This is a genomic window from Gelidibacter sp., from assembly GCF_039916245.1.
Taxonomy (GTDB): domain Bacteria; phylum Bacteroidota; class Bacteroidia; order Flavobacteriales; family Flavobacteriaceae; genus Gelidibacter.
In genome coordinates, this window is record NZ_JBDSLS010000030.1 from 1 (window position 1) to 26,737 (window position 26,737).

Annotated in this window: 22 protein-coding genes and 1 tRNA gene; 10 read left to right on the forward strand and 13 right to left on the reverse strand. The window is 37.2% G+C overall.

Annotated features, from left to right (window positions below; translation table 11 throughout):
• The 4 genes from ABIQ28_RS01630 to ABIQ28_RS01645 form a co-directional block, all read right to left on the reverse strand.
• A partial coding sequence (locus tag ABIQ28_RS01630; RefSeq protein ID WP_348035007.1) for a two-component regulator propeller domain-containing protein occupies window positions 1–628 on the reverse strand: 628 nt, incomplete at its 3' end.
• A gap of 854 nt (window positions 629–1,482) precedes the next feature.
• Window positions 1,483–2,130 carry a hypothetical protein gene (locus ABIQ28_RS01635; RefSeq protein ID WP_348035008.1) on the reverse strand — a complete coding sequence of 216 codons (648 nt, stop codon included), beginning with the start codon at window positions 2,128–2,130 and terminating at the stop codon, window positions 1,483–1,485.
• A gap of 170 nt (window positions 2,131–2,300) precedes the next feature.
• On the reverse strand, window positions 2,301–4,727 hold the full coding sequence (gene ligD / locus ABIQ28_RS01640) for a DNA ligase D (RefSeq protein ID WP_348035009.1): 2,427 nt from the start codon (window positions 4,725–4,727) through the stop codon (window positions 2,301–2,303).
• Between the two features lies 1 nt (window position 4,728).
• The gene (locus ABIQ28_RS01645) at window positions 4,729–5,502 is read right to left on the reverse strand and encodes a Ku protein (protein WP_348035010.1); all 774 of its coding nucleotides are present in this window, start codon (window positions 5,500–5,502) and stop codon (window positions 4,729–4,731) included.
• Window positions 5,503–5,914: 412 nt separating this feature from the next.
• On the opposite strand from ABIQ28_RS01645, the gene ABIQ28_RS01650 reads away from it, so the two are divergent.
• The 6 genes from ABIQ28_RS01650 to ABIQ28_RS01675 all read left to right on the forward strand — a co-directional run bounded on the left by ABIQ28_RS01650 (window position 5,915) and on the right by ABIQ28_RS01675 (window position 11,088).
• Window positions 5,915–5,998: transfer RNA gene (locus tag ABIQ28_RS01650), tRNA-Leu, on the forward strand.
• 188 nt (window positions 5,999–6,186) lie between these two features.
• A complete protein-coding gene (locus tag ABIQ28_RS01655; RefSeq protein ID WP_348035011.1) occupies window positions 6,187–7,086 on the forward strand; it encodes a MerR family transcriptional regulator in 900 nt (299 codons plus the stop codon).
• Between the two features lie 57 nt (window positions 7,087–7,143).
• Window positions 7,144–8,631 (forward strand): oleate hydratase, encoded by a 1,488-nt coding sequence (locus ABIQ28_RS01660; RefSeq protein WP_348035012.1) that lies wholly within the window; start codon window positions 7,144–7,146, stop codon window positions 8,629–8,631.
• The gene (locus tag ABIQ28_RS01665; RefSeq protein WP_348035013.1) at window positions 8,615–9,454 is read left to right on the forward strand and encodes a phytoene/squalene synthase family protein; all 840 of its coding nucleotides are present in this window, start codon (window positions 8,615–8,617) and stop codon (window positions 9,452–9,454) included. The genes ABIQ28_RS01660 and ABIQ28_RS01665 overlap by 17 nt, the downstream gene beginning before the upstream one ends.
• Before the next feature lie 8 nt (window positions 9,455–9,462).
• Window positions 9,463–9,912, forward strand: coding sequence for a beta-carotene hydroxylase (locus ABIQ28_RS01670; protein ID WP_348035014.1), 450 nt, complete (start codon window positions 9,463–9,465; stop codon window positions 9,910–9,912).
• A gap of 21 nt (window positions 9,913–9,933) precedes the next feature.
• A complete protein-coding gene (locus ABIQ28_RS01675; protein WP_348035015.1) occupies window positions 9,934–11,088 on the forward strand; it encodes a lycopene cyclase family protein in 1,155 nt (384 codons plus the stop codon).
• Here ABIQ28_RS01675 and ABIQ28_RS01680 read toward each other — a convergent pair.
• The 6 genes from ABIQ28_RS01680 to ABIQ28_RS01705 form a co-directional block, all read right to left on the reverse strand.
• Window positions 11,074–11,640, reverse strand: coding sequence for a TlpA disulfide reductase family protein (locus tag ABIQ28_RS01680; RefSeq protein ID WP_348035016.1), 567 nt, complete (start codon window positions 11,638–11,640; stop codon window positions 11,074–11,076). The two genes, ABIQ28_RS01675 and ABIQ28_RS01680, sit on opposite strands and share 15 nt — an antisense overlap.
• Window positions 11,641–11,836: 196 nt before the next feature.
• Window positions 11,837–14,101: an aconitate hydratase gene (locus ABIQ28_RS01685; protein WP_348035017.1), complete on the reverse strand. Its 2,265-nt coding sequence runs from the start codon at window positions 14,099–14,101 to the stop codon at window positions 11,837–11,839.
• A 500-nt stretch (window positions 14,102–14,601) separates the two neighbouring features.
• Entirely contained in the window at window positions 14,602–15,555 is a 954-nt protein-coding gene (locus ABIQ28_RS01690; protein ID WP_348035019.1) for a MoxR family ATPase, read from the reverse strand.
• A 4-nt stretch (window positions 15,556–15,559) separates the two neighbouring features.
• Window positions 15,560–16,987 (reverse strand): peptidylprolyl isomerase, encoded by a 1,428-nt coding sequence (locus tag ABIQ28_RS01695; protein ID WP_348035020.1) that lies wholly within the window; start codon window positions 16,985–16,987, stop codon window positions 15,560–15,562.
• On the reverse strand, window positions 16,971–17,843 hold the full coding sequence (locus ABIQ28_RS01700) for a peptidyl-prolyl cis-trans isomerase (protein ID WP_348035021.1): 873 nt from the start codon (window positions 17,841–17,843) through the stop codon (window positions 16,971–16,973). The genes ABIQ28_RS01695 and ABIQ28_RS01700 overlap by 17 nt, the downstream gene beginning before the upstream one ends.
• Entirely contained in the window at window positions 17,818–19,773 is a 1,956-nt protein-coding gene (locus ABIQ28_RS01705; RefSeq protein WP_348035022.1) for a peptidylprolyl isomerase, read from the reverse strand. Before ABIQ28_RS01705 ends, ABIQ28_RS01700 begins: the two co-directional genes overlap by 26 nt.
• A gap of 349 nt (window positions 19,774–20,122) precedes the next feature.
• On the opposite strand from ABIQ28_RS01705, the gene ABIQ28_RS01710 reads away from it, so the two are divergent.
• Window positions 20,123–20,578 (forward strand): SRPBCC family protein, encoded by a 456-nt coding sequence (locus tag ABIQ28_RS01710; RefSeq protein WP_348035023.1) that lies wholly within the window; start codon window positions 20,123–20,125, stop codon window positions 20,576–20,578.
• Window positions 20,571–20,807: a hypothetical protein gene (locus ABIQ28_RS01715; protein ID WP_348035024.1), complete on the forward strand. Its 237-nt coding sequence runs from the start codon at window positions 20,571–20,573 to the stop codon at window positions 20,805–20,807. Before ABIQ28_RS01710 ends, ABIQ28_RS01715 begins: the two co-directional genes overlap by 8 nt.
• A 634-nt stretch (window positions 20,808–21,441) precedes the next feature.
• Here ABIQ28_RS01715 and ABIQ28_RS01720 read toward each other — a convergent pair.
• Window positions 21,442–22,374 (reverse strand): peptidylprolyl isomerase, encoded by a 933-nt coding sequence (locus ABIQ28_RS01720; protein WP_348035025.1) that lies wholly within the window; start codon window positions 22,372–22,374, stop codon window positions 21,442–21,444.
• Window positions 22,375–22,582: 208 nt separating this feature from the next.
• Here ABIQ28_RS01720 and azu point away from each other — a divergent pair, with 208 nt between their 5' ends.
• The gene (gene azu / locus ABIQ28_RS01725; protein ID WP_348035026.1) at window positions 22,583–23,086 is read left to right on the forward strand and encodes an azurin; all 504 of its coding nucleotides are present in this window, start codon (window positions 22,583–22,585) and stop codon (window positions 23,084–23,086) included.
• A gap of 202 nt (window positions 23,087–23,288) precedes the next feature.
• On the opposite strand, the gene ABIQ28_RS01730 is transcribed toward azu, so the two are convergent.
• A complete protein-coding gene (locus tag ABIQ28_RS01730) occupies window positions 23,289–24,290 on the reverse strand; it encodes a lipoate--protein ligase (RefSeq protein ID WP_348035027.1) in 1,002 nt (333 codons plus the stop codon).
• 371 nt (window positions 24,291–24,661) lie between these two features.
• Between ABIQ28_RS01730 and ABIQ28_RS01735 the strand changes: the two genes are divergently transcribed.
• Complete coding sequence (locus ABIQ28_RS01735) at window positions 24,662–25,183, forward strand: hypothetical protein (protein ID WP_348035028.1); 522 nt, start codon at window positions 24,662–24,664, stop codon at window positions 25,181–25,183.
• A gap of 990 nt (window positions 25,184–26,173) precedes the next feature.
• On the opposite strand, the gene ABIQ28_RS01740 is transcribed toward ABIQ28_RS01735, so the two are convergent.
• The coding region (locus ABIQ28_RS01740) for an HRDC domain-containing protein (RefSeq protein WP_348035029.1) at window positions 26,174–26,737 on the reverse strand (564 nt) is incomplete at its 5' end.

Below are 26,737 nucleotides of genomic sequence, written 5' to 3' on the forward strand. Positions count from 1 at the left end.
GCATAAACGCCATCTTTTTGACGGCATTACTTGGTAGCTTTTTAATTTGCAAGGGTTGAAAATCATTACCATCAAAATAACCAATGCCCCAGTCTTTAACTGCACAAAAGACATTTTTTGAACCGTCAAGTGCCATATTAAATTCAGATTCTGAAAAAGGAGGTTTATCTTTTCTCGAAAAATAATAGGTTTTAAACGTGTTTGATTTTTTGTCGTACCGATTTAATCCGTGCATGGTCAACACCCATATTTGCCCCGCGCTATCTTCGTCAATTTTAAGAACGACCTGATTGGTTAAGCTATTGTCGTTATTTAACTCTGGTCTAAAAATCTTGAAATTATTGCCATCGTATCTATTTAAGCCGTCCCAAGTGCCAATCCATAATAAATCTTCAGAATCCTGAAAAATGGTATTGACCGAACTGTTTGAAAGACCATTGGTATTATCTAATTGTTCAGTAGAATACTTAGTGCCAACAGCGGAGAGTTTGTCAATCGGGAATTCTTGAGAAGCTCCTTGGTTTTTTATAGGTTCAGGAGAATTGTTTTGAGAAGAGGGCTCATGTTTATTACTACAACCAATGGTTGTAAAAAAAACAATTGCTATGAGCAGTAGGCGAGTTTTCAAAATTAAAACGTATTAATTAAGACCTCCGAAAACACCTCAACAACCTCTGCTTCAACAAAATGCTTTCGCTATACAAGAATACGGATTTTATAAAAATACTAAGTGATTTTTACTCAGTATTTAAAAAATCAATTCATTTCATACCTTATTTGTATTTTTAAGTTGATCAATCAACAATAGTCTTATTCCATCCGTCATCTGGCCTTATTGGGAATCTGATCATTATTCAACGTTTATATCGTCTTAAATTTCAGGTAAATCAATCGCTTAAAACACGACTTTGACGCTGAGAATCTCCCTTACTTAAATCCTCTATAATAAAAAAACGGATATTTAATGCGATCGAGAATCCCGTAAAACCTTTGGCAATTTATATAGGTGCAAAACCGGAAAGCATTGAGTCCAATAAAAAAACCCGTGCCTTTGCATGGGTTTAAAATAAAAAGAGCCGTGTTGCTGCTTCACAATCTTTTTTGTAAGATTGCCTTGAGAAGTTTTCACTTTTAACATATAAACTCCTTGTGGTAAACTTGCCGTGTTCAACGTTTTATTCTGATATGAGAACTTAATGTTCTTACCCAAACATCGAACATTTAAACTTTCAATACGACAATAAGAGAGGGAAATCTTAAATTCAGAATGCCTTGAGTTGGATTTGAAATAATCGAGATTTTTTCATTTAAATTATTAGTTACTGAGAGTGTCCCGTCAGCGACAATCAAATTAATAATATGATGCGCCTCAGGCTATACTATTAAAGACACTGATAAGGGTTCTCCCTCGAGAACACATTTTTTTGTACTTATAAAACTCTATTTAAGTGATGTTCAACCTCTTTCGCAATGTTTCTTGTTTTATGGATTCATGGATCTTAAGATGTCCCTACTCTTTTTCAAAAAAGCAGTAATATAAGCTTGCTGTTTGTCCATCGGAATGGACGCACTGATTTTTGATGCAATTTGCTTAAGACTCGTAACATCTTGCACCAACGACGGATAACTTTTAGCTTGAATATCCCCTAACACGGAAGCGATCTTGTCACAAGCGGTTTTAAAGTTTTTGAAGTTCTCCTTATTGCTCGATGTTTTGGCGATTGTCGTAATGAGAACCGAATAGTTTCTCAAATCATCTAAAGCCTTTGAATCTGCCACACTGCTTTCATCAGCTTTTTTAACCACCAATTTCGTCAAGTTTGAAAATGCTTTTTTCGTATATGAGGAATCCACTGCAATCCTAGTGGAATCTCTTATGGATTCATCAAAGGCTTTGAAGGCGTTATAGGTGCCTCCAAAAGAATCACGTGCATTACCACTATCATTGGCACTCGTTTGGCTGTTTGTAGATTCAATGATCTTTTCATTTGCAAACTCATTAGTATCGTTAATGTCTTTATTGTCTCCTTGGTATACATAAATAATATAACCGACTATAAACAAAACGACCAAAATCAGCGCTATCATCGCCCAATTCGGTTTTTTCTTTTCATTGTTAATCTGTGCCATGACTATAGAATTAAATTAGTTTATAATTGAAGGTAAAATAATCCACTACCTCTATAAATTTAAAACTCTCATAATCAAAGATTATGCTCATTCAATTAAAATTTTGACCTGAAGAATTTAATTCCTGAAATTTTAAAATCAATTAATAGATTTAATTATATCGAAAAGTTTTATGAACCCATTAAATGATCAATGGCATTGTTAATATCGATACCTTTTCCAAAAACTCCCTTAAAAACATCTCCGCTATCCAAAATGCGGGATGGCACAGTTTTAATAGTGAAATTAGACATTTGCAAACCTCTATTCACTTCAGACCAATCCAAAGGTGTAGAAACGGTGGCTTGCTTTTCGGGTCTTACACTATACGCCGAAACAATGGTCTGTCCTTTTCTATTTTGCAAATAATCCAGATAGATTTTTGGACCTCTTTTTTTGAGTGAGCGCTCTAACGTCGTTAAATCAGGCAGCTGTTCATTCACATAAACACATAATAATTTAGTGAAATCCCTTGCTTGTTCATAAGCATACAAACCGCCCATGGGAATGTAAACATGAATTCCTGAGGCCCCAGAGGTTTTACAAAATCCATTTATTTTTGCCCTATCCAGCACTTTTTTTACTGTTTGAGCAGTTTCGATGACTTCCTCAAAAGAATTTTCTGTCGAAGGATCCAAATCAATAATACCATAATCTGGGTTGTCCAATTGATAGATGGTGGAATGCCATGGATGCAGTTCTATACATCCTAAATTATTCATATAAAGCAAGCTGGCTTGATTTTGACATAACAGATAATTGATTTCCTTTTCGGACGATTTTGACTTTATAGCCACGGTCTCCATCCATTCCGGCAGATTTTCATTGTCCTTTTGGTAAAATGATTCGCCGGTAATCCCATTAGGATGGCGGTGTAAACTTTCGGGACGATCTTTTAAATACGGCAGGATATAGTCCGATATTTTTATGTAATAATCCAAGAGATCATATTTGGTCAATTTGGCATTTGGCCAATACATTTTATCCGGATTTGTGATTTGAACTTTAATATGATCCACTTCCAGAGAAAATTCCGAATCTATTGATTTGTGAGTTTTGGGTAGATGTTGCTTTTCTGAAGATTCATCAAACTCCATATTTTTGTCCTCTCGCAGTCTCAAAAAAACTGGATGTCTCATTACATTGGCAGCAGTCCATTCGGAAAACTTGACTTCGCAAACCAATTTTGGGAGAAGCCAAACCGCTTCCCTTCCCTTGAGATGTTGACGGATTTCAAAATTAGCATGTTCTGTTTCCAAAACTTCAAACTTGTGATAAAGCTCGATAATTTGTTGTTCTGAAAATCCCGAGCCACAAGTGCCCACGTACACCAAAGCGCCGTCTTGGACCATTCCTAAAATTAAGGAAGCGAATTTTCGGGATTTGGTTTTGGAAAGCGTATACCCGCAGATAAGCGTTTCGGTGTTTTCAATTTTCTTGAATTTCAACCAATTGGTAGAACGCACATTCGTTTCATATTTGGAATTGGCTTTTTTAGCGATGACACCTTCCATTCCCATGCTAATGGCTTTGTCATACACGGTTATTCCCATGGCTTCTACATGATCACAATACTGAAGATGTGGTGCGTCTGGAATCAAGGCTTTCAGTAATTCCTTCCTGCTCAACAGAGGCAGCTCTAAAATATCATGACCGTTAAGGTGCAACAAATCAAAAATATAATAGATCAAGGCGCCTTTGGTTAGGTCGGGATTATAGTTTTGCAAGGCATTAAATTGAGGTAATCCTTTGTGGTCCAGCACTACGATTTCTCCGTCTAAAATAGCTGAATGTTCTATTTCCGTCAGTTCATCATGAATACTCTTGAATTTCTCATTGAGTGAAATTCCATTTCTGGAATAAAGCTCCACCGTTCCCGAATCTATATTGGCCAAAGCACGATAACCATCGTATTTTAATTCATAAATCCAGTTCTTATCATTAAAAATCTTTATGCCTGGTGAGGCCAGCATGGGTTTAACAAACGATTTCAAATTAAGTTGTACAGCACTTATAGACTCGTGATCGGAAAAAGCTTCCGGATTAAAATCCTCGGCGTCATAATTGAGATGGGTCGCAAACTGATCGTCGTGTTTTATGAACAGCCATTGGTCATTTTTATTCATGGAAGATGAACGAACCAAGGTAAAGATCCCTTTGATTTTTTCACCGTGAAAAACCAATTTCAATTTGCCATCGGCATAATCAGTCACTAAGTTTTGATGTGGGTATAAATTAGAATAATAGCCTTTATCCCAAATGGTCATTTTTCCTGCACCATAATTTCCTTTGGGAATTACGCCTTCAAAAGTAAGATAAGCTACGGGATGGTCTTCGGTATGTACTGCCAAACGTTTGTCCTGAGTGTTCATGGACGGCCCTTTTGGTATCGCCCAGCTTTTAAGAACGCCGTCCATTTCTAAACGCAAGTCGTAATGCAAATGACTAGCACGATGCCTTTGGATGACAAAACGAAACTGGTCAGTAGCATCAACGCGATCCTTAGGTTCGGGCGTATCCTTAAAACTACGTTTTTTGCGGTACTCTTCCAGACTCATTTTAAGACGCTTTCTTTTTATGTTGCTCTAAGCTTGCTTTTAATTTGGCCATTAAATCTTTGGCCGCGGTCGGTTCGCTCTTTGTTTTTTCAACCTTAATTTCTTTTCCAGATGCTTTAGAGTCTATAATCGCCAATAACTGTTTATTATAAACGTCCTTGTATTTTTTAAAATCGAATTTCTCAGTGTAATTTTCGATTAAATTTTCGGCCATTGCAATTTCCTTTTCTGAAGTTTTGATGGTGGGAATCTTCAATTCTTTGGCATCACGGATTTCTTCCGCAAAGCGAATCACATGCAGTACAATCACATTTTGATATACGCCGATAAGCGAAAGGTTTTCTTTTTGACGCATCACGAAAGTAGCCACACCTAACTTACCCGTTTTTTTCAGGGCATCACGCAATAGATTATAGGCCTTGCCGCCTTCTTTTTGTGGCTCGAGATAATAAGGACTTTTAAAAAGCATATCGGCCACCTCAGTTTCTTCAACAAATTCCTCGATATCAATCGTCTTGCTTTTTTTGACGTTGGCATTTTCAAAATCCTCCTTTTCCAGAATAATATAACGCTCATCTTTTTTAAAGCCCTTTACAATGTCTTTCCATTCTACCTCTTCGCCGGTGTTTTCATTGACGCGTTTATAGCGGATGCGCGCTTGATCATGCTTATCGAGCATATCCAAGTCCAAATTTCGATCTTCAGATGCGGAGTACATTTTTATGGGAATCGATACAAGCCCAAAACTCAAGGTGCCATTCCAAATTGATTTCATAAGATATTTTTAAAGTACGACCAATGAAGCCTCTTTGCATCATTTGGAGCAGTAGTTAACGCAAAAACTTACGTCTTCAAAAATTACTACAATACCATAGGAAATCTGGCTTCAAACCCTATTTTTTGTAACCGTAAAAAAATATTAGGAAATGCTTAAACCTTCATCAGCATAAATTTTCAGTTTATAGCATAGAAGAGTGTTGCAAAAAAGTACATTTTGCGCCATTATTTGCTTCAGATAAGATTAAAACAGGATGCTTTTAAAAACTAAATCGAAAATACCCGAATTAAAATAATTGATTTTTTATATTTGCACCGCAAAAGATTTTTTAGACTAAGTTTTGGATACCAACCAAAGCAAAAAAATTAAGCAAGTGCTTATTTTTAATATCTAAAAATTACAATTTAATGCGCACGTGGCGGAATTGGTAGACGTGCCAGCTTGAGGGGCTGGTGACCATTAGGTCGTGGAAGTTCGAGTCTTCTCGTGCGCACATTTTTTTAGATAAATCATTTCCATTATCGTTTTAGTAACGAATAATTACTTTCCATCTAAAATGACCTATTAAGGAGGTATTTCATTCATTAGCTCCCATTCCTGTAAATTTTCACTTATAAATTATATTCCTTTTTAAACCTATCCTAAATTAACGTAATTTTGTTTTAGATTTTCCGCTAAACAATGAACAATATTAAATCCGTTTTCAGCATTAAGGACCTCGAAAACCTTACAGGCATAAAAGCACATACCATCCGAATTTGGGAAAAACGCTATGAACTGCTTGAGCCAGAACGTACCGGTACCAATATTAGATTTTACAATTTAAGCCATCTCCAAAAGCTCCTGAACATTAGCTTCCTGAATAATAACGGCATTAAAATATCAAAGATCGCTTCATTAAATAAGCAGGAAATTCAACAGCAGGTCAAGGAACTAGCCAGTAGTAGCCACGTTAAAAACCATGCGATCAACGCCTTTAAATTGGCCATGTTGGATTTTAACCAGGACCTTTTTTACGAAACTTTTAATGGCCTCATTAAAACCAAATCGTTTACTGACATTTTCTATGAGGTGTTTTTACCATTTCTTTCTGAAGTGGGCATGTTATGGCAAACGGATACGATCACTCCCGCGCACGAGCATTTTATTACCTTGCTTATCCGACAAAAAATATTGGTCCACACTGAACTTGTACAGGCACAGCACAAAATAGACCACAATAACGCCTTCGTTCTTTTTTTACCAGAAAATGAAATCCATGAAATTGGACTCATGTTTATTAACTATGAACTCAATGCCAAAGGACTACGTTCAATTTTCCTAGGATCAAGTGTTCCAATTCAGAGTCTAACCGATGTCCTGGCCTATTATGAAAAAGTCACTTTTATTTCCTACTTTACCGTCAAGCCTTTAAAAGATGACCTTTCCAATTATCTAGTTGATTTTAAGTCACAGCTTTTAAAAGATAACAATCACGACTTCTGGATCCTCGGCCAAATGACGCAATACATTGACATCAATGCACTTCCAAATAACATTAAAACATTTAAAACAATCGATAGTTTAATTGCAACAATTTAACGCTTTAAAATTGTTTTTTGTTTAACTCTTACCTATTTTTGTTAAACAATTTAAATAATGAATTTACGCATTGTTATTATCGGATCAGGTTTTTCTGCATTATCTGCAGCATGCTATCTTGCAAAAGATGGCCATGACGTGACCATCTTTGAAAAAAATAAAACCATCGGCGGGAGGGCACGACAGCTTAAAAAAGACGGTTTTACTTTTGATATCGGACCAACTTGGTATTGGATGCCCGATGTTTTCGAACGGTTTTTCTCTGACTTTGAGAAACTGCCGTCTGATTACTATGAATTGGAAAAACTGAATCCGGCCTACAGCGTCTATTTTGCAAAAGACGATTATATTACGATTGAAGATACTTTGGAGAAAATTTGCGAAACCTTTGAAAAAGAAGAACCAGGAAGCTCTCAAAAACTCAAAAAATTCATCGCCAATGCGCAGCACAATTATGAGGTTGCCATTAAAGATCTTGTATATCGGCCAGGAGTTTCCCCTTTTGAGTTGATGACGCCGGTTACGATGAAAAAAATCGACCAATTTTTCAGCACGATCAAGAAAGACGTCCGCAAGGAATTTAAAAACGATCGTCTCGCCAAAATCTTGGAGTTTCCAGTTTTATTTCTAGGAGCAAAACCTGATAACACGCCGTCCTTTTATAGTTTTATGAATTATGCCGATTTTGGTATTGGCACCTTTCATCCAAAAAAAGGCATGTATGAAGTTATTTTGGCGATGGAACAACTCGCTAAGAGTTTAGGCGTAAAGATCAAAACTGAAAATTCCGTAGAGAAAATCACCGTAACAGATAGCCAAGCCAACGGAATCATTGCCAACGGAAAAACGTATCCTGCTGATATAGTATTAAGCGGTGGCGATTATCACCATTCTGAAACGCTATTGGATAAAAAAGACCGTCAGTACTCTGAAGCGTATTGGGAGAAAAAAGTTTTCGCACCCTCTTCACTCCTATTTTATGTAGGATTCGATAAAAAGTTAAAAAACGTCAACCATCATACTTTATTTTTTGACGTTGATTTTGAAGCGCATGCCAAAGAAATTTATGACACTCCTAAATGGCCCGAAAATCCTTTGTTCTACGCGAGTTTTCCGTCACTAACAGACGAAAGTGTCGCACCTGAAGGTCAGGAAGCGGGCATTTTCTTAATTCCTTTAGCACCTGGTTTAGAGGACACGGAAGCATTAAGAACCCTATATTTCAACAAAATCATGGATCGTTTTGAGAATTTAACCTCGCAAAGCGTCAAAAATAATATTATATTTAAGGAGTCCTTTTGTGTCAATGATTTTATTGAAGATTATAACTCTTATAAAGGCAATGCTTATGGAATGGCCAACACCCTTATGCAAACTGCCTTTTTAAGACCCAAATTAAAGAGTAAAAAAGTAAATAACCTGTATTTCACTGGGCAATTGACAGTACCAGGCCCAGGAGTACCGCCCTCTTTGATATCCGGAAAATTGGTTGCAGAACTTATAAAAAAACATCATACTGCTAAAGCTCATGAAAGCGCTATTTGACCTCGTCTCACATCAATGCAGTAAGGCCGTAACCAACACTTACAGCACTTCATTTTCTCTTGCTACCAAAATGTTGGCCAATAGCATCCGGCAGGATATTTACAATATCTATGGATTTGTTCGGTTTGCAGATGAAATCGTCGATTCGTTTCACGATTACGATAAGGAAGTACTTTTCAATCGTTTTGAAGCGGATCTGGAATTTGCACTTCAGGATAAAATAAGTTTGAATCCAATTCTGAACGCATTTCAGGAAACCTATCATAAATACAATATTGACAAGCATCTGGTGGACGCATTTATGAAAAGCATGCGCTTAGATTTGCATAAAAGTGACTATCTGACGGAAACGGATTATAAAATGTACATTTATGGATCAGCAGATGTTGTAGGATTGATGTGCCTGAAAGTCTTTGTTAAAGGGGATTCTGAAAAATACGAAAGCCTGAAAAAAAGTGCCATGAGCTTAGGTTCTGCATTTCAAAAAGTGAACTTTTTAAGGGATTTAAAAGCAGATTACGAGGATTTAAGCCGAACTTATTTTCCCAACACCAATTTAAACCAATTGGATGAAATCTCTAAACAAAGCATAATTGATGATATTGAAAATGATTTCGCACAGGGACTTAAGGGCATAAAAGAATTGCCAATTGAAGCGAAATTCGGTGTTTTTATGGCCTATCGCTATTACTACCAACTGCTTAAAAAATTAAAAAATACGCCTGCCCCAGACATCAAATCCACTCGAATAAGAGTTCCTAACTATAAGAAAATAGAACTTTTAACACGAAGCTACGTGAAGTATCAACTCAATTTATTGTAATTTTGAACATGCAAATTTTTCTTGGTATACTTATTTTCTTAGGCATATTTTCCATCATGGAATTTATGGCATGGTTCACTCACAAATATGTGATGCACGGTTTTTTATGGAAACTGCACGCCGACCATCATCATAAAGACCATAAAAGTTGGTTTGAACGCAATGATGCCTTTTTTATCTTTTATGCCATTGTAAGCATGACTTGTTTTTACTTGTGGAGTTATGAAAATGTCTGGTATTGCCTTCCCATTGCCCTCGGTATTTTAGCCTATGGCATTGCTTACTTTACGGTTCATGACATATTTATCCACCAACGCTTTAAGATCTTTAGAAACGCCAACAATTGGTACGCCAAAGGAGTTCGACGTGCCCATAAAATGCACCACAAGCATATAGGCAAAGAAGATGGCGAATGCTTTGGCATGCTCGTCGTTCCTTTTAAATACTTCAAAAAATAATCGCTTAGGTCGACAGTCATTATGCAATATGTAACCCATTTTGATTATCTTATTATTGGAAATGGTCTTGCCGGTTTACAGTTGGCTCTTGAATTATCAAAAGATCCCTTTTTTAAGGATTACACCATAGGTCTTATTGATCCGTCGGATAAAACGGAAAACGACAAAACCTGGAGTTTTTGGGAACGAGGCGACGGGAAATTTGACGCCATCGTAGAAAAGGTCTGGCATACGGCAAAATTTGAATCTCCCGCAGTTTCTTTAAAGCTTCCGCTTGAAGCATACCTTTATAAAACCATTAGGTCGATTGATTTTTATACTTGGGCAAAAAATCAGCTTTCCTCAAAGGATAATTTCAAATTCATTTTAGATTCTGTTCAATCGATTGACGAAATAGATGGTTTGAAAGTTATTGGCGCGCATCATAACTACACGGCAAAACACATATTCGACAGCAGAGTGCCTAAAGAGTTTTATACGCAGCAGTCACATTACACGCTTATCCATCAGCATTTTAAAGGCTGGACCATTGAAACTGAAACGCCTTGTTTTCAGCTGGACTCCTTTACGATGATGGATTATCGTTTTCAATACAAGAATTCTACAAGCTTTATTTATGTGTTGCCGTTCTCTGAAAACAAAGCGCTCATTGAATATACGTTTTTCACCCCGTTTACAGTGGAAACAAAGGTTTATGACGATGCCATTGAAAACTATATCAAAAAGCAACTCAAAATAGAGAATTATAAAATTATGGAAACTGAAATTGGCAATATTCCGATGACTGATTTCCCTTTTTGGAATTTCCACAGTAAAAATGTGACGAAAATCGGCACAGGTGCAGGTTGGATAAAAGGTTCTACAGGCTATTCCTTTAAACATACGGAAAAGAATGTGTCCAAATTGATTGCCAATATCAAAGCAGGGAAAAGTCCGTCTGAAGATCTATTTCAAAAGAAATTCAAGTTTTACGATAAGATTTTTCTGAAAGTACTGTATGACGAAAATGAAAAAGGGGTTTGGATTTTTGAAAGTTTCTATTCCAAAAATTCCATCCGGACGATGTTCCGATTTTTGGATGAAGAAACCAATTTTTCAGAAGATGTAAGCATCATGAAATCGCTCTTTTCCATGGCATTCATCAAGGCCTTTTTTAAAGTGCTATTTAAGTTTTAGCAAATCATCCAGTAGTTTCCTTACTTTATCGCTATTCCAATCGGCGGCACCTGTTTTGTCAATCACGATATGACCTTTTCTATCTAAAACGAAAGTCCTAGGAATGGAAGAGGCTTCCAAAAGTTTTGGATTGGCCGTTATTGCAGAATAGACCAAAAAATCATAGTCATTCTTTTGTTTAAACTGTGAAATGACCTCCTGGCTTTCATTGGAGACAAAAAGGAAAACGACCTCGTCTTTATAATCCTTATATAGTTTTTCCATACTCGGCATTTCAGCGATACAAGGTGGACACCACGTCGCCCAGAAATTAATCAACACGACTTTTCCTTTGGCCTCATTAAAGTTGTAAGATCTTCCATTTTCATCTACCAGTTGCCAGTCATAATCAGTTAAAGTAATTCGCTTTTCTTCATTAATGACCGATGGACTGATCATGGCCAAACCTTTCTGCAGTAAAACTTGAATAGGTTGGCGCGTTTGCGGAATGATCAACAATAAAATAAACACCAAAAAAATGATATTATTACGCTGGCTTTTTGAGATTTTCATAGGTTTATAATTAAAACACTCGGACTAAGCCTAGGCAAGTCGAGGTGTTGAATTAAAGACCCCGCTGAAAAAGCGGGGTTAGTTCGACCATCGCATTTCAAACTCCGCCGATAGTGGAGATTGAATTGCGGGTCTCACTAAAAAAAAACTCCCAATAGATATCAGGAGTTTTTATTAAAATATAGACGTTCTAATCTTAGGACGCGTTTTGTTTTTTAATCAAGTTTAAAGCAGAACCTTCATTATACCAGTCAATTTGTTGTTGGTTATAAGTATGATTCGTTTTGATCACATCTTTGCTTCCATCGGCATGTACAAACTCAATATGAAGCGGCTTGCCAGGTGCAAATTGATCCAAATCCAAGAAATTGATCGTATCATCTTCCTGAATTAAGTCGTAATCGCTTTCATTAGCAAACGTCAATCCAAGCATTCCTTGTTTTTTAAGGTTTGTTTCATGGATACGTGCAAAAGATTTTACAATTACTGCGGCAACACCTAAATGTCTTGGCTCCATTGCAGCGTGCTCACGAGATGATCCTTCACCATAGTTATGGTCACCCACAACGATAGAAAAGATACCTTTTGCCTTGTAGTCACGAGCTACATCAGGAACACCACCAAACTCTCCTGTCAATTGATTTTTAACAAAGTTTGTTTTCTTACCAAAAGCATTTACTGCTCCAATAAGCATGTTGTTTGAGATATTATCTAAATGTCCTCTGTAACGTAACCATGGTCCCGCCATTGAAATATGGTCCGTCGTACATTTCTCAAAGGCTTTAATTAATAATTTAGCGCCTGTGATTTTATTACCAATCGGTTGAAATGGTTCTAATAATTGTAAGCGCTCAGAAGTTGGGTTCACAGAAACGTCAACCTTACTTCCGTCCTTAACTGGTTCAACATAGCCTGAATCAATCACATCAAAACCTAATGGCGGCAATTCAAGACCTTGTGGTGCTTCCAATTTCACTTCTTCCCCATCTTCGTTGATCAAAGTATCAGTCATCGGATCAAAATCCAAACGTCCTGAAATTGCGATGGCAGCGACCATTTCTGGCGATCCTACAAACGCATGAGTATTTGGGTTACCATCGGCACGTTTTGAGAAGTTACGGTTAAATGAGTGTACAATCGTATTTTTCTCATCGCCCTTCATATCACTTCTGTCCCATTGTCCAATACATGGTCCACAGGCGTTCGTGAAAATGGTAGCATTCAAATCTTCGAAAATTTTCAATACGCCATCACGTTCGGCAGTAAATCGAATTTGCTCAGAACCTGGATTAATACCGAAGTCTGCTTTCGATTTTATATTTTTATCTACGGCCTGTTTCGCAATCGAAGCGGCTCGCGTTAAATCTTCATAAGAAGAATTCGTACAAGATCCAATCAAGCCCCACTCTACTTTAATTGGCCAACCATTTTCTCTGGCAAGCTTACCAAGTTGTCCAACTGGCGTTGCTAAATCTGGCGTAAACGGTCCGTTTAAATGTGGACGTAACGTATCTAAATCAATTTCAATAACTTGATCAAAATACTGCTCAGGATTTTCGTAAACTTCAGCATCACCTGTCAAGTACTCACGAATTTTATTAGCTTCATCAGCAATTTCCGAACGATCGGTAGCTCTTAAAAAGCGCTCCATTGAATCATCATAACCAAATGTTGATGTGGTTGCACCAATTTCAGCACCCATATTACAAATGGTCCCTTTTCCTGTACAAGAAAGGTTTTTTGCACCAGGTCCGAAATATTCAACAATCGCACCTGTACCACCTTTAACGGTTAAGATACCAGCCACTTTTAAAATCACGTCTTTTGAAGCCGTCCAGCCATTCAATTTTCCAGTTAATTTCACACCGATCAACTTAGGAAACTTCAACTCCCAAGCCATTCCTGCCATCACGTCAACAGCATCGGCACCACCAACGCCAATAGCCACCATCCCTAATCCACCTGCATTAACAGTATGTGAATCCGTACCAATCATCATTCCTCCTGGAAAGGCATAATTTTCTAAAACCACTTGGTGAATAATACCAGCACCTGGTTTCCAAAAACCAATACCATATTTATTAGATACTGACGCTAAAAAATCGAATACCTCACTACTGGTTTGGTTGGCGCGTAATAAATCGGGTGCAGCCCCTTGTTTTGCTTGGATCAAGTGATCACAATGTACGGTAGTAGGCACGGCAACTTTAGGTTTACCGGCTTGCATAAACTGCAACAATGCCATTTGAGCTGTAGCATCTTGTAACGCAATCCTGTCTGGAGCAAAATCTACATAGTCCTCTCCTCTTCTAAAAGCGGTTGTTGGATTGCCATCCCAAAGGTGAGCGTATAAAATCTTTTCAGATAAAGTTAAAGGTTTACCAACTATTGCACGCGCTTTGTCCACACGTTCAGGCATAGTTTCGTAAACTTTCTTAATCATATCAATATCAAATGCCATAGATTATATTTTAAGGTTGTTGTTTATTTAGTTATTTCCGCGAAGTTTCGGGTATGCAAAATTACAAAATTTCAAAGACTTTTAAAAATATGTAATGGCATCTAGAATCCGCTGCGTATAAATTGACAAATATCCATTTGTACTATGTAAAACTAAACTATTCGTAATATTTTAAAGTGCATAACAACAAATTGGTAATTTTGATCAAGAAAAGTAACCTAGAAAAGTCTTTTACCAATAAGAAATATCGATAGAGACATCTCAAAATCGGCTTTTCAAAAGAAAAACACAGCAGGTTTGAAGGTGCAATTGTAAGAATTAGACACAACTTACTTAAGTCAATTTTTTTAACTAAGGAAATAGACAATTCGCAATCAATTAAAGAACCTCTCCGAAATAAAATTTAAATAAATTGAAGTGATAAAAAAGAATTACAACGCGTTCTTAAAAATGAAAACGTTGGATTTAAATCAAAGGAAAGTTAAAAGCCATTAGATAACCTAAAACAAACTTTTAATAATCTGTTCGTCGGTAACGCCTTCCGCTTCTGCCTTATAGTTCTTAATGATTCTATGGCGCAGAATACCACTGGCAACCGCTTGTACATTTTCAATATCTGGAGAAAATTTACCATTGATGGCCGCATGCGTTTTGGCAGCTAAAATCAAGTTTTGTGAAGCTCTTGGACCGGCTCCCCAATCGACAAATTCTTTGACCAAAGCGGAAGCAGAGGCTTCTTTTGGACGCGTTTTACCAACCATGGTTACGGCATATTCAATAACATTATCGGCTACTGGGATACGACGAATCAAATTTTGGAAATCGGTAATTTCTTGAGCTGTAAATAAGGGATTGACCGTTGTGGCACGATCGGTAGTCGTTGATTTAACTACTTGTACTTCTTCGGCAAAAGAGGGATATTCTAAAGTGATGGCAAACATAAAACGGTCCAACTGCGCTTCTGGTAAAGGATAAGTTCCTTCCTGCTCAATCGGGTTTTGTGTGGCCAAAACAAAATAAGGTAAACTTAATTGGTAATTGTGTCCTGCGACGGTTACCGAACGTTCCTGCATGGCTTCCAATAAGGCTGCTTGCGTTTTTGGAGGCGTTCTGTTAATCTCATCTGCCAAAATGATATTGGCAAAAACAGGTCCTTTGATAAACTTAAAATGTCTGTTTTCGTCGAGAATTTCGCTTCCAAGAATATCACTCGGCATTAAATCTGGCGTAAATTGAATGCGTTTAAAATCAAGACCCAAGGCTTGGGCAATGGTATTGACCATTAATGTTTTTGCCAATCCCGGAACGCCAATCAATAGCGCATGTCCGCCAGAAAAAATAGAAATCAGGATTTGATTGACCACCTCATCCTGACCTACAATTACTTTGGCAACCTCGCTTCTTAAGGCGTTATATTTTTTAACAAACTGCTGTATGGCAGCAACGTCAGACATAGTATTACTTTTTTAACCAATTACTATTGAACTCACAATCTCTGTACTCGCCATTAATATTGATATAAGTATCCATGATTTTCTCATTCACCCATTTTTCAATGGCCTTAAATTGCTCGTCCTGTTCTGTTAAATTTTTAATCTTCAAGTAATCTTTGGCAAAATCAGCTTCGTGTTCATTAACTCTACCTGTAACCGTAAGAATTTTGAATTTAATTGGATTGACACGGTCTTCATCTTGAAGCACTAAACTGACCTCATCGTCCTTTAAACTCTGAATTTGCGTATAAAGCTCTGGATCCATTTTAGTCAACTCAAAACTATAATCTTGAGTTCTTGGGTTGATCAATTGTCCGCCGTCATTTTTGGTTTCATCTTCATCGCTAAACTCTCTTGCCGCTTGGCTAAAAGTAATTTCGCCTTCCACAATACGCTTACGGATCAAATCAATTTTTTCCTTAGCTTCCTTGATGGCTGCCTGAGTTACTTCTGGACGCAATAAGATATGGCGCACGTCATACTCTTGACCTCTTATTTTTTCTAAATAAATAATATGATATCCAAAATCAGTTTCGAAAGGATCAGATATCTCACCTTCCTGCAAAGAGAAAGCCACATCATTAAATTCCTTTACCATTTGTGGACGCTTTCTATTTAAGGTATATAATCCTCCTGTTTTACGAGACAAAACATCATCGGTATATAAAACTACTTTTGAAGTAAAACTTGCTCCACGTTCCTGAATATCAGCCTTAAACTCTTTTAGTCTATCGATTACTTTCTGTTTTTCAACATCAGAAATTTTAGGAATCACAACAATTTGCGCCACCTTTAACTCCGTACCAAAAAATGGACGTTCGTCTTTAGGAATATCATTAAAATACTGTCTCACTTCTTCAGGAGTGACCTCAATATCTTTAACGATTTTCTCTTTCATTTTACCTGCAAGTTGCTGATCCTTGTTAATTGCAAACATCTCATCACGTAAACTTTGTTCGGAATCTTTGTTATAAAACTTAAGCATTCTCGGCAAGCTGCCATCCATTTGCTCCAAAATATAATTGAATTGTTGCTCTACTTGAGAGCGGATTTCCAAATCATTGACCACAATACTATCTTGTACGGCATGATGGGCATACAATTTATCTTCCAATAATTTCCCAAACAATTGGCAACGGGTTGGCATATCTGACTTAGAAACACCAGAGGCTTCCAACTGAGCAAATTGTTTGTCGAGATCCGAATCCAAAACAATATAATCGCCAACAACGGCAACGACTCCGTCTATTTTAACGCGTTTGTGAGTAGACGTGTCCTTTATGACTTGCTTTTTCACAACGGCATCGTCAATAATTTCTTGAGCAGAAGTAAACGTATAGGATAATAGGACAACAAAGGTTAAGGCAAGCTTAAGGTTAGTTGTAAATTTCAAATTGATTGTTTTTGATGGCATCTCTTGTGATATCTTTTTCAAATTGCTTGATGAGTTCTAATTTTCTTCGATTGATTACGATTTGATTGACCGTAGGTCTTACATATTCCAACGGTGCATAATCATTATGTTGCAGGACCTCATTAATTTGGATCAAATATAGGCCTAATGAATCTTTGAGTTGTATAAAATTAGATTTTTTTAACAGTTCTTTTTTGTTATCGGCATTCAACACCGGAATCTTCTCTACGACCTGAGAGGCCCTGACCCAAAGAGAATCGTTTAAGGAATAGGATTTGAACTGAACGGCTATGGAATCGAGAAATCTTTTATCTTTTTTGTCAAATCTTTTGAAACGTTTTTCAACATCATCCCTATTCAATGCATTTTGAGCAACATTAAGATATCTCAGCTTAATCAATTCCTCATTAAGCTTAAAGGATTCCTTATTGCTCTCATAAACATTTTTTGCTTCAGATAAAGAAATTGCGGTATCAATATTCCTTTTTACCAAGGCTTCCACATAGGCTTTCGTAAACAAATCATTGCGATATTGATTGATCAGTTTATTGAAATCATTTTGGATGTTCTCGGGCAGGTTTCTTTTTGCGCCGTCCACCAACAACAGCTGCGTGGCCCATCGGGTTATAAAACCATTGACTAAAAGTGTACTGTCTTCTACAGAAGTTCCTTCTGCTACCAAATCTTTAACATCGTCCATATAAAGATAAGATTCTCCAACTCGGGCAATAGGTATGCGATCATCAGTTCGCTTGAAAAAATCACAAGAGATCAGAAAACAACATCCGACGAGAATATAAACCGCTTTTTTAATCAACTTTGTTTTGTTCTTCAATTTGAGATTTTACTTTTTGTAACACATCAGCATTTACCTTAACTTCATAGCGCTCATGGAGAGTTTTCAACCAATCGGCTTCTAAAGTGTTTTGATAATCACTGATAATTTTACCTTTTGCCTCATCAAAGGTCTTATTTGTTTTCGGCAACAAGGCATTGACCTTTACAATATGATAAGCATCATTGTAATGGTATGTTTTTGAAAGTCCTGTTCTAACCAACCCTTCACTAGGGAAACTTGGATCGTTTGAAGGTTTAATTCCTTTGGTAAACATAACTTTTTGCTCCTTATCGGTATTGAGTTCTTTGCTGATTTCTTCAGATGTTTTTCCTCTTCTCCAAAGCCTAGCAACAGCCTTAATATCAGCATCCTTAGCCGAAGTTGCCATATCGACATCTACACGATCATCCCAATAATAGTCGTCTTTATGTGCCCTGTAATATTTCTGCAGCCCGATACTATCTGATGCGGCCGCATTCCAAACTTCTTTTTCCATGAGGTCAAACAACAATAGACCATCTCTATACTCTCCTAATATTTGAGCATAATCCACATTTTCAAACTCCAAATTATCTTCATGATATTTTAAAATAGCAGCTTCTTCGAAGTTTTTATATTCCTTTTCAATGACTGTTTTAAAAGGCATTTTCTGACCGACATACACGTTTTGAATACTCAGTAAACGTTGTCCAAAATCATTATATTTTATCGTGTCCTTTTTAATGGTCAATAAGATTTGATCTTTTGTGAAGTTTTTAGGCAACACCCATGCGCGATTGAAAAAGTTAGCATTTAAAATAGACTCAAAATACCCCTTCGCATTAGGATTGACGACGATTTGATATTTCGCTCTTAAGTCATTTGCCAATGAGGTATTGATTAAACTCGAACGCGAATCCCGCTGAATTTTATTTTCGATGTCAAACTTAACATCATCATAGGGAAGCGGCTCTGTTTTATCCAAAAGCTTTACAATGTGCCACCCATAATTGGTTTTAAATGGTTTGGAATAGTCTCCAACGGCATTCAACCCAAAAGCCGCTTTTTCAAACTCAGGAGCACTTAATTGTCCACTTGTGAAAGGAGCCAATTTTCCACCATTACTGGCAGAACTTTGATCGTCAGAAAATTGTTTGGCCAAGGACTCAAAATTCTCACCTTGTTTAATCCTTTTATAAATTTCATTAATGCGTTTCTCAGGATCTGGAATACTATCGTTTTCACTGGATGTTATCATGATGTGCGCAACAGTAACCTCGCCTTGTGAAGCACGTTTATCTTCCACATTTACGATATGGTAACCAAAACGAGTTCTAAAAGGTTTGGAAATATCGCCCACTGGCGTGTTGTAAGCTGCATTTTCAAATTCATAAACCATTTTAAAAGCAGAGAAATAACCTAAATCTTCAGCAAAAATAGTCAGGCCATCATGTACATCATTCTTTACAGGCTCAAAACCTTCCTTAATCACGCGATCTCGCAATTTCATCAATTCCTGATACACTTTCAAGGTATCGGTTTCGTTTTCGTCCAAACGGATTAAAATATGCGAGGCTTTGATGTCATAGCCCATTCTGTCATAAGCTTCCTTCATTAAGGCTTCAGTCACTTTTGAATCGGACAGAAAGTTTTTAACCAACTGATTTTTATAAGATGAAAATTCCCTGATATATTTAGCATCCTTATCCAACCCCATGCGACGGGCTTCTTTTATTTTTAATTGATAGTTGACGAACAACTTCAGATACCCATCAACATCTTTCTGACTTTCATCTTTTACCAAGTCTAAATTTTTATTGTAAATCCTGATAAATTCTTCGGCTTTGATTGGTTCGTCATCAATGCTTAACAAAACTTCTTTAGAAGATATTTGTGCATTTGCAAAGGTGGTTAGCCAAAGCAGTAATAAACTGACTTTTAATTTCATTATGCTATTTGATATTTTCATTGTAAGATGAGGCGTGCCCAATATGTTTAAAAGAACCGCTTCTCTTTTTGTTAAAAATAAATTGACATGGTTGCAAAAATAATATAATTAGTGCATTAAACAAGATGCTTTTTTTCAAACGAAGCACATCTGTGTTTAGTATATGAATCCATGGAAAATAATTAGGACTCAGGATATTTAAACCTTGGTCTTTTGCCTCATAAAATCCTCATCATCCTTGCCAACAACCTCTCAACAGTATTTTTTATCTGTTGAACTATGAGACGGCTCTACATTGTGAAAACCGTGTATCTTTATTTAAAATATTTCCTACTAGTTTATTTATTCTATGAAATATACTCTTGACATACTGATTAAAGCACCTCTAGAGACGTGCATTGAAAAGTTCGACGCCACAGAAAACTTGAAACATTGGCAACGTGGATTGATTAGCGTTGAACATATATCCGGAACGCCAAGAGCCTTCGGTTCAAAAATGAAAATGAAGTTCAAAATTGGAAAAAGCCAGATTCCTCTTATTGAAACCATTACTTATAAAAACTTACCGAACGAAGTTCATGTCACTTATTCAACAGAAGGAATGAGCAACCTTCAAGAGAATTATTTTGAAGCAACTCCTGAAAACTTTACCAGATGGATCAGTATCAATGAGTTTATGCCTTTGAACTTCAAGATGCATCTCATGCTTTGGTTAATGCCAAAAACATTTAAGAAACAGTCGTTGCTTTACATGAAAGATTACAAGAACTTTGTAGAAAAAGGAATTTCCGTTAACCATGCGTAAACTAAAACTGATATGGGATTTTAAAGGTCCCGACGGCATAAAAACAGCAGAACATCACGCCATTCATTTAAAAGAATATATGGATGCAAAAAATCACAAAGATCCCATCACTGGTTTTGAAGCCCTAAATGAATTTCATGCGATTGCTTTCTTAGTGGTCTCTGAAGATGAGATGAAATCTTTACGGGACGCTTTAAAGCCTCATCGTGGCCAGGTGTATTCGGATTAAATCGAGAATTGGGAACGATGCTTTCCAAAAAAAAGCAACCCATCCAAAATAGCATTGGAAGGTTGCATTTTTTTACTTCTAACTTCGTGCTCCGTGCTCCGTGCTTCGTGCTTCGTGCTTCAAGCTTCAAGCTCATCAAATTGCTCTAAAACCGCATCACGTACAGGTGTATTCTGAATAAATCAAAAGTGAGAAAAACTCATAACAAAAAAAAAGCAACCCATCCCAAATAGCATTGGAAGATTGCTTTTTTTTACTTCTAACTTCAAGCTTCGTGCTCCGTGCTCCGTGCTTCGTGCTTCAAGCTTCAAGCTTCAAGCTTCAAGCTTCAAGCTCATCAAATTGCTCTAAAACCTCATCACATACACGTGTATTCTGAATAAATCAAAAGTGAGATAAACACATAACAAAAAAAAGCAACCCATCCAAAACAGCATTGGAAGATTGCTTTTTTTTTTACTTCTAACTTCAAGCTTCGTGCTTCGTGCTTCAAGCTTATCAAAATGCTTCGACAAGCTCAGCATAAGCGATTCATGCAATCCCGATTTCATCGGGATTGGTTCTCTGAGATGCTTCGACAGGCTCTGCATAAGCGATTCACGCAATCCCGATTTCATCGGGATTGGTTCTCTGCTTACTTCACATCCATCAATTCCACATCAAACACCAAGATGGCATTTGGAGGAATCACGCCACCGGCACCTTGTGCACCATAGCCTAAATCACTCGGGATAACCAAACGTGCCTTATCACCTACGTTTAATAAGCAAATGCCTTCATCCCATCCAGAGATGACCTGACCTACACCCACTTGAAACTCTAACGGATCTTTACGTTTGTATGAGGAGTCAAAAACAGTCCCATCGGCCAACTGACCTTTATAATGTACAGAAACGGTCTTACCTTTAACCGCTGCTTTCCCGTCTCCTTTATGAATGATTTTGTATCGCAAACCACTTTCCGTTTGCTCAAATCCTGCTGCCAATTGATCAAGTTCTGCTTCTTTTGCTTGGCGTTCTGCAGCAATCCGTTTTTCTCTTGAACCCTCAAAAATTCTGAAAGCCTCTACCGCATTGAAGTCTTCAGCTTCTGCTCCTTGTCTAACAATCTCAATCTTTTCGATTAAATCGCCTTGAACAATAGCATCAACCACATCCTGACCTTCCACAACGTTACCAAAAACAGTGTGTTTGTCATCTAGCCAAGGCGTCGCGATATGGGTAATAAAAAATTGACTGCCGTTTGATCCTGGTCCTGAATTGGCCATTGACAAAATGCCTGGCGTATCATGACGTAGATCCTGATGGAACTCGTCGTCAAATTTATAACCTGGATCACCAGTACCCGTGCCTTGTGGACAACCACCTTGAATCATGAAATCAGGAATCACACGGTGAAATTTTAAACCATCATAATAAGGTGTGCCTTGTGGTTTTGAAGAGTTCTCTAAATTCCCTTCTGCCAAAGCAACAAAATTACCAACCGTTCCCGGTGTTCTTTTGTATTCTAAATTAACCAAAACATCACCTTTATTAGTGATGAATTTTGCATATAAACCGTCTTGCATTGTTTCTTGTTTTTATTTGAAGCTACAAAGATACAAATTGATTGCGAAAAATGATTCACAAATTAGGGTTTAGGTGTGAGGAATAAGGTGTGAGTATTGTAACTATTTGGTAAAAATCTGTAAAAAAAATCAGACGAATGATTTTGCTGTTCTACAAATAGCCCTTAAATTTGTAATTAGTTTAAAATCAATCTAAATTAATTTTAAGATGAAAAAAATTGTATTCGTATTCTTAGTTGCTCTTGCATTTAGCTGTGGCGACAACAAAAAAGATCAAAAAACTGAAACAAAAGTTGAGAGACCAGCATTCCCTGCAGCATCAACTGACACCAAAGAGGACGTTATTGTCATCGAGGGTAATGATCAAATGAAATTCAACAAAACTGAAATTCGCGTAAAAGCGGGTGAAAAAGTAAAACTTACCTTGAAACATGTCGGTAAAATGGATAAAGCAGTAATGGGCCACAACTGGGCCTTGCTTGCCAAAGATGCTGATGTAGCTACAATTGGTAATGCTGCCGCAATGGCTAAAGATAACGACTATATCCCTGCTGATATGGCCAATAAAATCATTGCTCATACTAAAATGATTGGTGGTGGCCAATCTGACACTATTGAATTTGACGCTCCAACTGAGCCAGGAACTTACACATTCATGTGTACTTTCCCAGGCCATTATGCCTTAATGAAAGGTCAGTTTATCGTGGAATAATCACGACATTAAAACATAAAAGAAGGCCGTAATTTATATTACGGCCTTTTTTCATGTGATTTATTCGAATTTCTATTTTATATTCTTATTATTTATTATTCCCATAAGATACCCTGACCATCAGTTTATTAATAAGTTAAAAACTGAGAGTGAAGACTGAAGACTGAACACTGCCAACTGAAGACTACCGACTGAAGACTCATCACAAGTCCTCCCCATAAATTAATTCGATAAAATCAGCTTTCGGAAGGTCTCCAAAGTATTCCTTGATATCAACATCTTGTAATATTTCAGCAATATCTTCCAACTCATACCGCACTCCGATTAAAAGCTGTTCGAGTTGTTCCACCGGCTCCTTTCCGAAGAAATCGCCAAAGATTTTAAAATCCTTGATATGTCCTTTTTCAACAAAAATCCGAAGATCGATTTCCCCAATCGGAAAACGTTTGTTACGTTGAACATTGAATTTTGGCGAACGGCCATAGTTCCAGTCCCAAGTGTCATATTTCTCCTCTTTTAATTGGTGGACTGCCTTCCATTCTTCAGGTGTGAGATGGTAGCTTTCAAAAGGTTCGCTTTCCTCATAAAGTCCTTCCAGCAATAATTGTCGGAATTCCTGAATATCCATAGGCGACTTTAAAAACTCAGAGATATTCGCCACTCGACTGCGTACGGATTTATGGCCTTTCGATTGAATCTTACTCATTTTTACGTTGAGCGCATTGACGACTTCACCCAAATCGGTATTGAATAGCAAGGTGCCGTGGCTCACCATCCGCTTGCCCGTTGAAAACTGTGCAGTGCCCGAAATCTTCCTGTCATTAACCTCAATATCGTTTCTACCTTTCAACTCGGCATCAAGACCCGAATTGTTCAAAACCTTTATGACAGGAGCCGTGAATTTCTTGAAATTACTCAAACTCTTCACATCATGATTGGTTATGAAACTAAAATTAAGATTACCAAAATCATGATATACCGCTCCCCCGCCAGTCACGCGTCTTACAATATGTATGTTGTGATCTTCAACATAGTTATGGTTGATCTCCTCTAAAGTATTTTGATTCCGACCTATAATGATGGACGGCTCATTAATGTAGAACAGTAAATAATCATTTTCGGCACTAAAATTCCGCAATGCATATTCCTCCAAAGCCAAGTTAAGTTTCGGATTGGTATTGCCTTCGTTTTCTATAAAAATCATGATATGACGGTGTTTTATACAAATATAATTAATTGCCGATTAGGAATGAGGTTTGAGGTGTGAGGGAGAAGCTTTGAGGGAGAAGGTTTGAGGTTTAAAAGTCTGATACATTCGTGAAATTTATATTGAAAAATTTGAGTATTCATTTTTAGTGTACCATAAAGTTTGTGAAAATTCGTGAAATTCGTGTCAAAAATTATTAGAAGCTAAACCTATGCACTAAAGAAAATAGTATTAACTAAACTTGGTACCAATAAGTTTCACAAAGCAATCCCTGTACAATTTCAGGATTCCATATTCTACCTATGCTTTGGATTTTTTAGTTTTTGGAATTTCTATTTTATAAGTTTAGTTTTACAAAAATTAAATACATGAAGTCTTTTATCACAAAGTTAAAGTCTGCTTTTAGCGAAAGCAAGAGTGCCGACAAACCAAATAACGATGCTTTTACAGAAGCAATTATTAATGATGTGGATGGTGCTCCTTTTGCCCTCTCAGAAACGAATGTCCTTTATGCCGGCTTAAGTGAATTGGCAGGCTATCATTATTTCAAAACGATTATCATCGGCACTTTTAAAGTAAAAACCTTCCAAGGGGCAAAATTAATTGTAAATGGTGGCGACTTTAAATTGGAGCTTAGTTCGGACTCCATGGAACTAGAGTCTGAATCCTCAAATATCCCCAATCGAAATATCACCAGAATTGATTTCGAAATCGATCATCAAGATATTTCAAAAATTTCAAGAACAGCCATTGAAAGCATCGAAGTGATTGCTAAAAAGAACCATGTACATTTTTCCATAATCGAGGGCAATTTTGATGAGGAATTGGCAGATGAGGAATTGGCTGATGAAACCTTGACAGAGGAAATTGAAAATCTAAAAGAGGATTAAATAGCACGCAGAGCCGCTAAGAAAAAGGTGTTAGGTATTAGGGATGAGGGATTAGTTGCAGCTTCAAAACAATCAAAATTCTCCGTGTATCTCCGTGTATCTCCGTGTATCTCCGTGTAATCTCTGCGAACCTCTGTGTAATAACACTCAGCATTCCGTGTAAATCCGTGTCAAGAGCGCGCTAGAGTATAGTTCTCGCAGAGCCGCTAAGACGCAAAGGAAAAAGGTATTAAGAATGAGGGATTAGGGATTAGTTGCAGCTCCACAAAAATCAAAAATCTCTGCGTACCTCAGTGTAATCTCCGCGCATCTCTGTGTAATAAAACCAAGTAATTCGTGTAAATCCGTGAAATCTGTGTCATCAGAGTTCTAGAGTATAATTCTCGCAGAGCCGCTAAGACGCAAAGGAAATGGTATTAGGAGTGAGGGATTAGGGATTAGTTGCAGCTCCACAAAAATCAAAAATATCTGCGTACCTCAGTGTAATCTCCGCGCATCTCTGTGTAATAACATTTAGCAATCCGTGTAAATCCGTGAAATCTGTGTCATCAGAGTTCTAGAGTATAATTCTCGCAGAGCCGCTAAGTCGCAAAGGAAAAGGTATTAGGAATGAAGGATTTGGGATTAGTTGCCGCTCCACAATAATCAAAAATATCTGCGTACCTCAGTGTAATCTCCGCGCATCTCTGTGTAATAACACCAAGTAATCCGTGTAAATCCGTGAAATCTGTGTCAGCAGAGTTCTAGAGTATAATGACGCAAAGGAAAAAGGCATTAAGAATGATGGATTAGGGATTAGTTGCAACTAAACAATAATCAAAAAGCTCTGCGTACCTCAGTGTAATCTCCGCGCATCTCTGTGTATTAAATATTTATAACACCTTATGGTAACGACAGTCTAAGCAAGTAGATCTTATGACTGCAAACTGCCAACTGAAGTCTGCCAACTGAAGAATGCCAACTGAAGAATGCCAACTGAAGACTGATCACTTAATTCGCTACGTCACTAATAAATTTAATACGGTATAATCGTAATTCTTCATCATCATAATCGCCATCAAAGACATCTATCGCGACATCGATTTTATCAGTTTTTGAGTACATAAAATAATCATGGATTTCTTCTTGCTGCTCTTCATCTAAAATATCATCGATCCAGTAATTAATATTCAATTTGGTTCCTGAATAGACAATCGCCTCTAATTCCTTTATAAAATCTTTCATATTCATCCCCTTAGCGGATGCAATATCATCTAAAGGCAATTTCCGATCAATGTTTTGAATGATATAAAGCTTTAAAGCGGAGTTCATTCCCGTGCTTTTAACCACCAAATCGTCGGGTCTAATGATATCATTTTCCTCAACATATTCGGCAATGAGCGCAATGAAATCCTTTCCATATTTCTTGGCCTTTCCATCCCCTACACCATGCACATTGCCTAATTCTTCTAAAGTAATTGGGTATTTTAGGGCCATATCTTCCAAGGAAGGATCTTGAAAAATCACAAACGGTGGCACACCTAATTTTTTGGCATTACGCTTTCTTAAATATTT

What these genes read in the sequence shown, in the direction of transcription:
- ABIQ28_RS01675 (WP_348035015.1), top strand. Translation starts at nt 9,934, where the DNA reads ATGCAATATGTAACCCATTTTGATTATCTTATTATTGGAAATGGTCTT.
- ABIQ28_RS01680 (WP_348035016.1), bottom strand. Translation starts at nt 11,640, where the DNA reads ATGAAAATCTCAAAAAGCCAGCGTAATAATATCATTTTTTTGGTGTTT.
- ABIQ28_RS01710 (WP_348035023.1), top strand. Translation starts at nt 20,123, where the DNA reads ATGAAATATACTCTTGACATACTGATTAAAGCACCTCTAGAGACGTGC.
- ABIQ28_RS01665 (WP_348035013.1), top strand. Translation starts at nt 8,615, where the DNA reads ATGAAAGCGCTATTTGACCTCGTCTCACATCAATGCAGTAAGGCCGTA.
- ABIQ28_RS01660 (WP_348035012.1), top strand. Translation starts at nt 7,144, where the DNA reads ATGAATTTACGCATTGTTATTATCGGATCAGGTTTTTCTGCATTATCT.
- ABIQ28_RS01690 (WP_348035019.1), bottom strand. Translation starts at nt 15,555, where the DNA reads ATGTCTGACGTTGCTGCCATACAGCAGTTTGTTAAAAAATATAACGCC.
- ABIQ28_RS01670 (WP_348035014.1), top strand. Translation starts at nt 9,463, where the DNA reads ATGCAAATTTTTCTTGGTATACTTATTTTCTTAGGCATATTTTCCATC.
- ABIQ28_RS01655 (WP_348035011.1), top strand. Translation starts at nt 6,187, where the DNA reads ATGAACAATATTAAATCCGTTTTCAGCATTAAGGACCTCGAAAACCTT.
- ABIQ28_RS01735 (WP_348035028.1), top strand. Translation starts at nt 24,662, where the DNA reads ATGAAGTCTTTTATCACAAAGTTAAAGTCTGCTTTTAGCGAAAGCAAG.
- ABIQ28_RS01685 (WP_348035017.1), bottom strand. Translation starts at nt 14,101, where the DNA reads ATGGCATTTGATATTGATATGATTAAGAAAGTTTACGAAACTATGCCT.
- ligD (WP_348035009.1), bottom strand. Translation starts at nt 4,727, where the DNA reads ATGAGTCTGGAAGAGTACCGCAAAAAACGTAGTTTTAAGGATACGCCC.
- ABIQ28_RS01635 (WP_348035008.1), bottom strand. Translation starts at nt 2,130, where the DNA reads ATGGCACAGATTAACAATGAAAAGAAAAAACCGAATTGGGCGATGATA.
- ABIQ28_RS01730 (WP_348035027.1), bottom strand. Translation starts at nt 24,290, where the DNA reads ATGATTTTTATAGAAAACGAAGGCAATACCAATCCGAAACTTAACTTG.
- ABIQ28_RS01705 (WP_348035022.1), bottom strand. Translation starts at nt 19,773, where the DNA reads ATGAAATTAAAAGTCAGTTTATTACTGCTTTGGCTAACCACCTTTGCA.
- ABIQ28_RS01720 (WP_348035025.1), bottom strand. Translation starts at nt 22,374, where the DNA reads ATGCAAGACGGTTTATATGCAAAATTCATCACTAATAAAGGTGATGTT.
- azu (WP_348035026.1), top strand. Translation starts at nt 22,583, where the DNA reads ATGAAAAAAATTGTATTCGTATTCTTAGTTGCTCTTGCATTTAGCTGT.
- ABIQ28_RS01715 (WP_348035024.1), top strand. Translation starts at nt 20,571, where the DNA reads ATGCGTAAACTAAAACTGATATGGGATTTTAAAGGTCCCGACGGCATA.
- ABIQ28_RS01645 (WP_348035010.1), bottom strand. Translation starts at nt 5,502, where the DNA reads ATGAAATCAATTTGGAATGGCACCTTGAGTTTTGGGCTTGTATCGATT.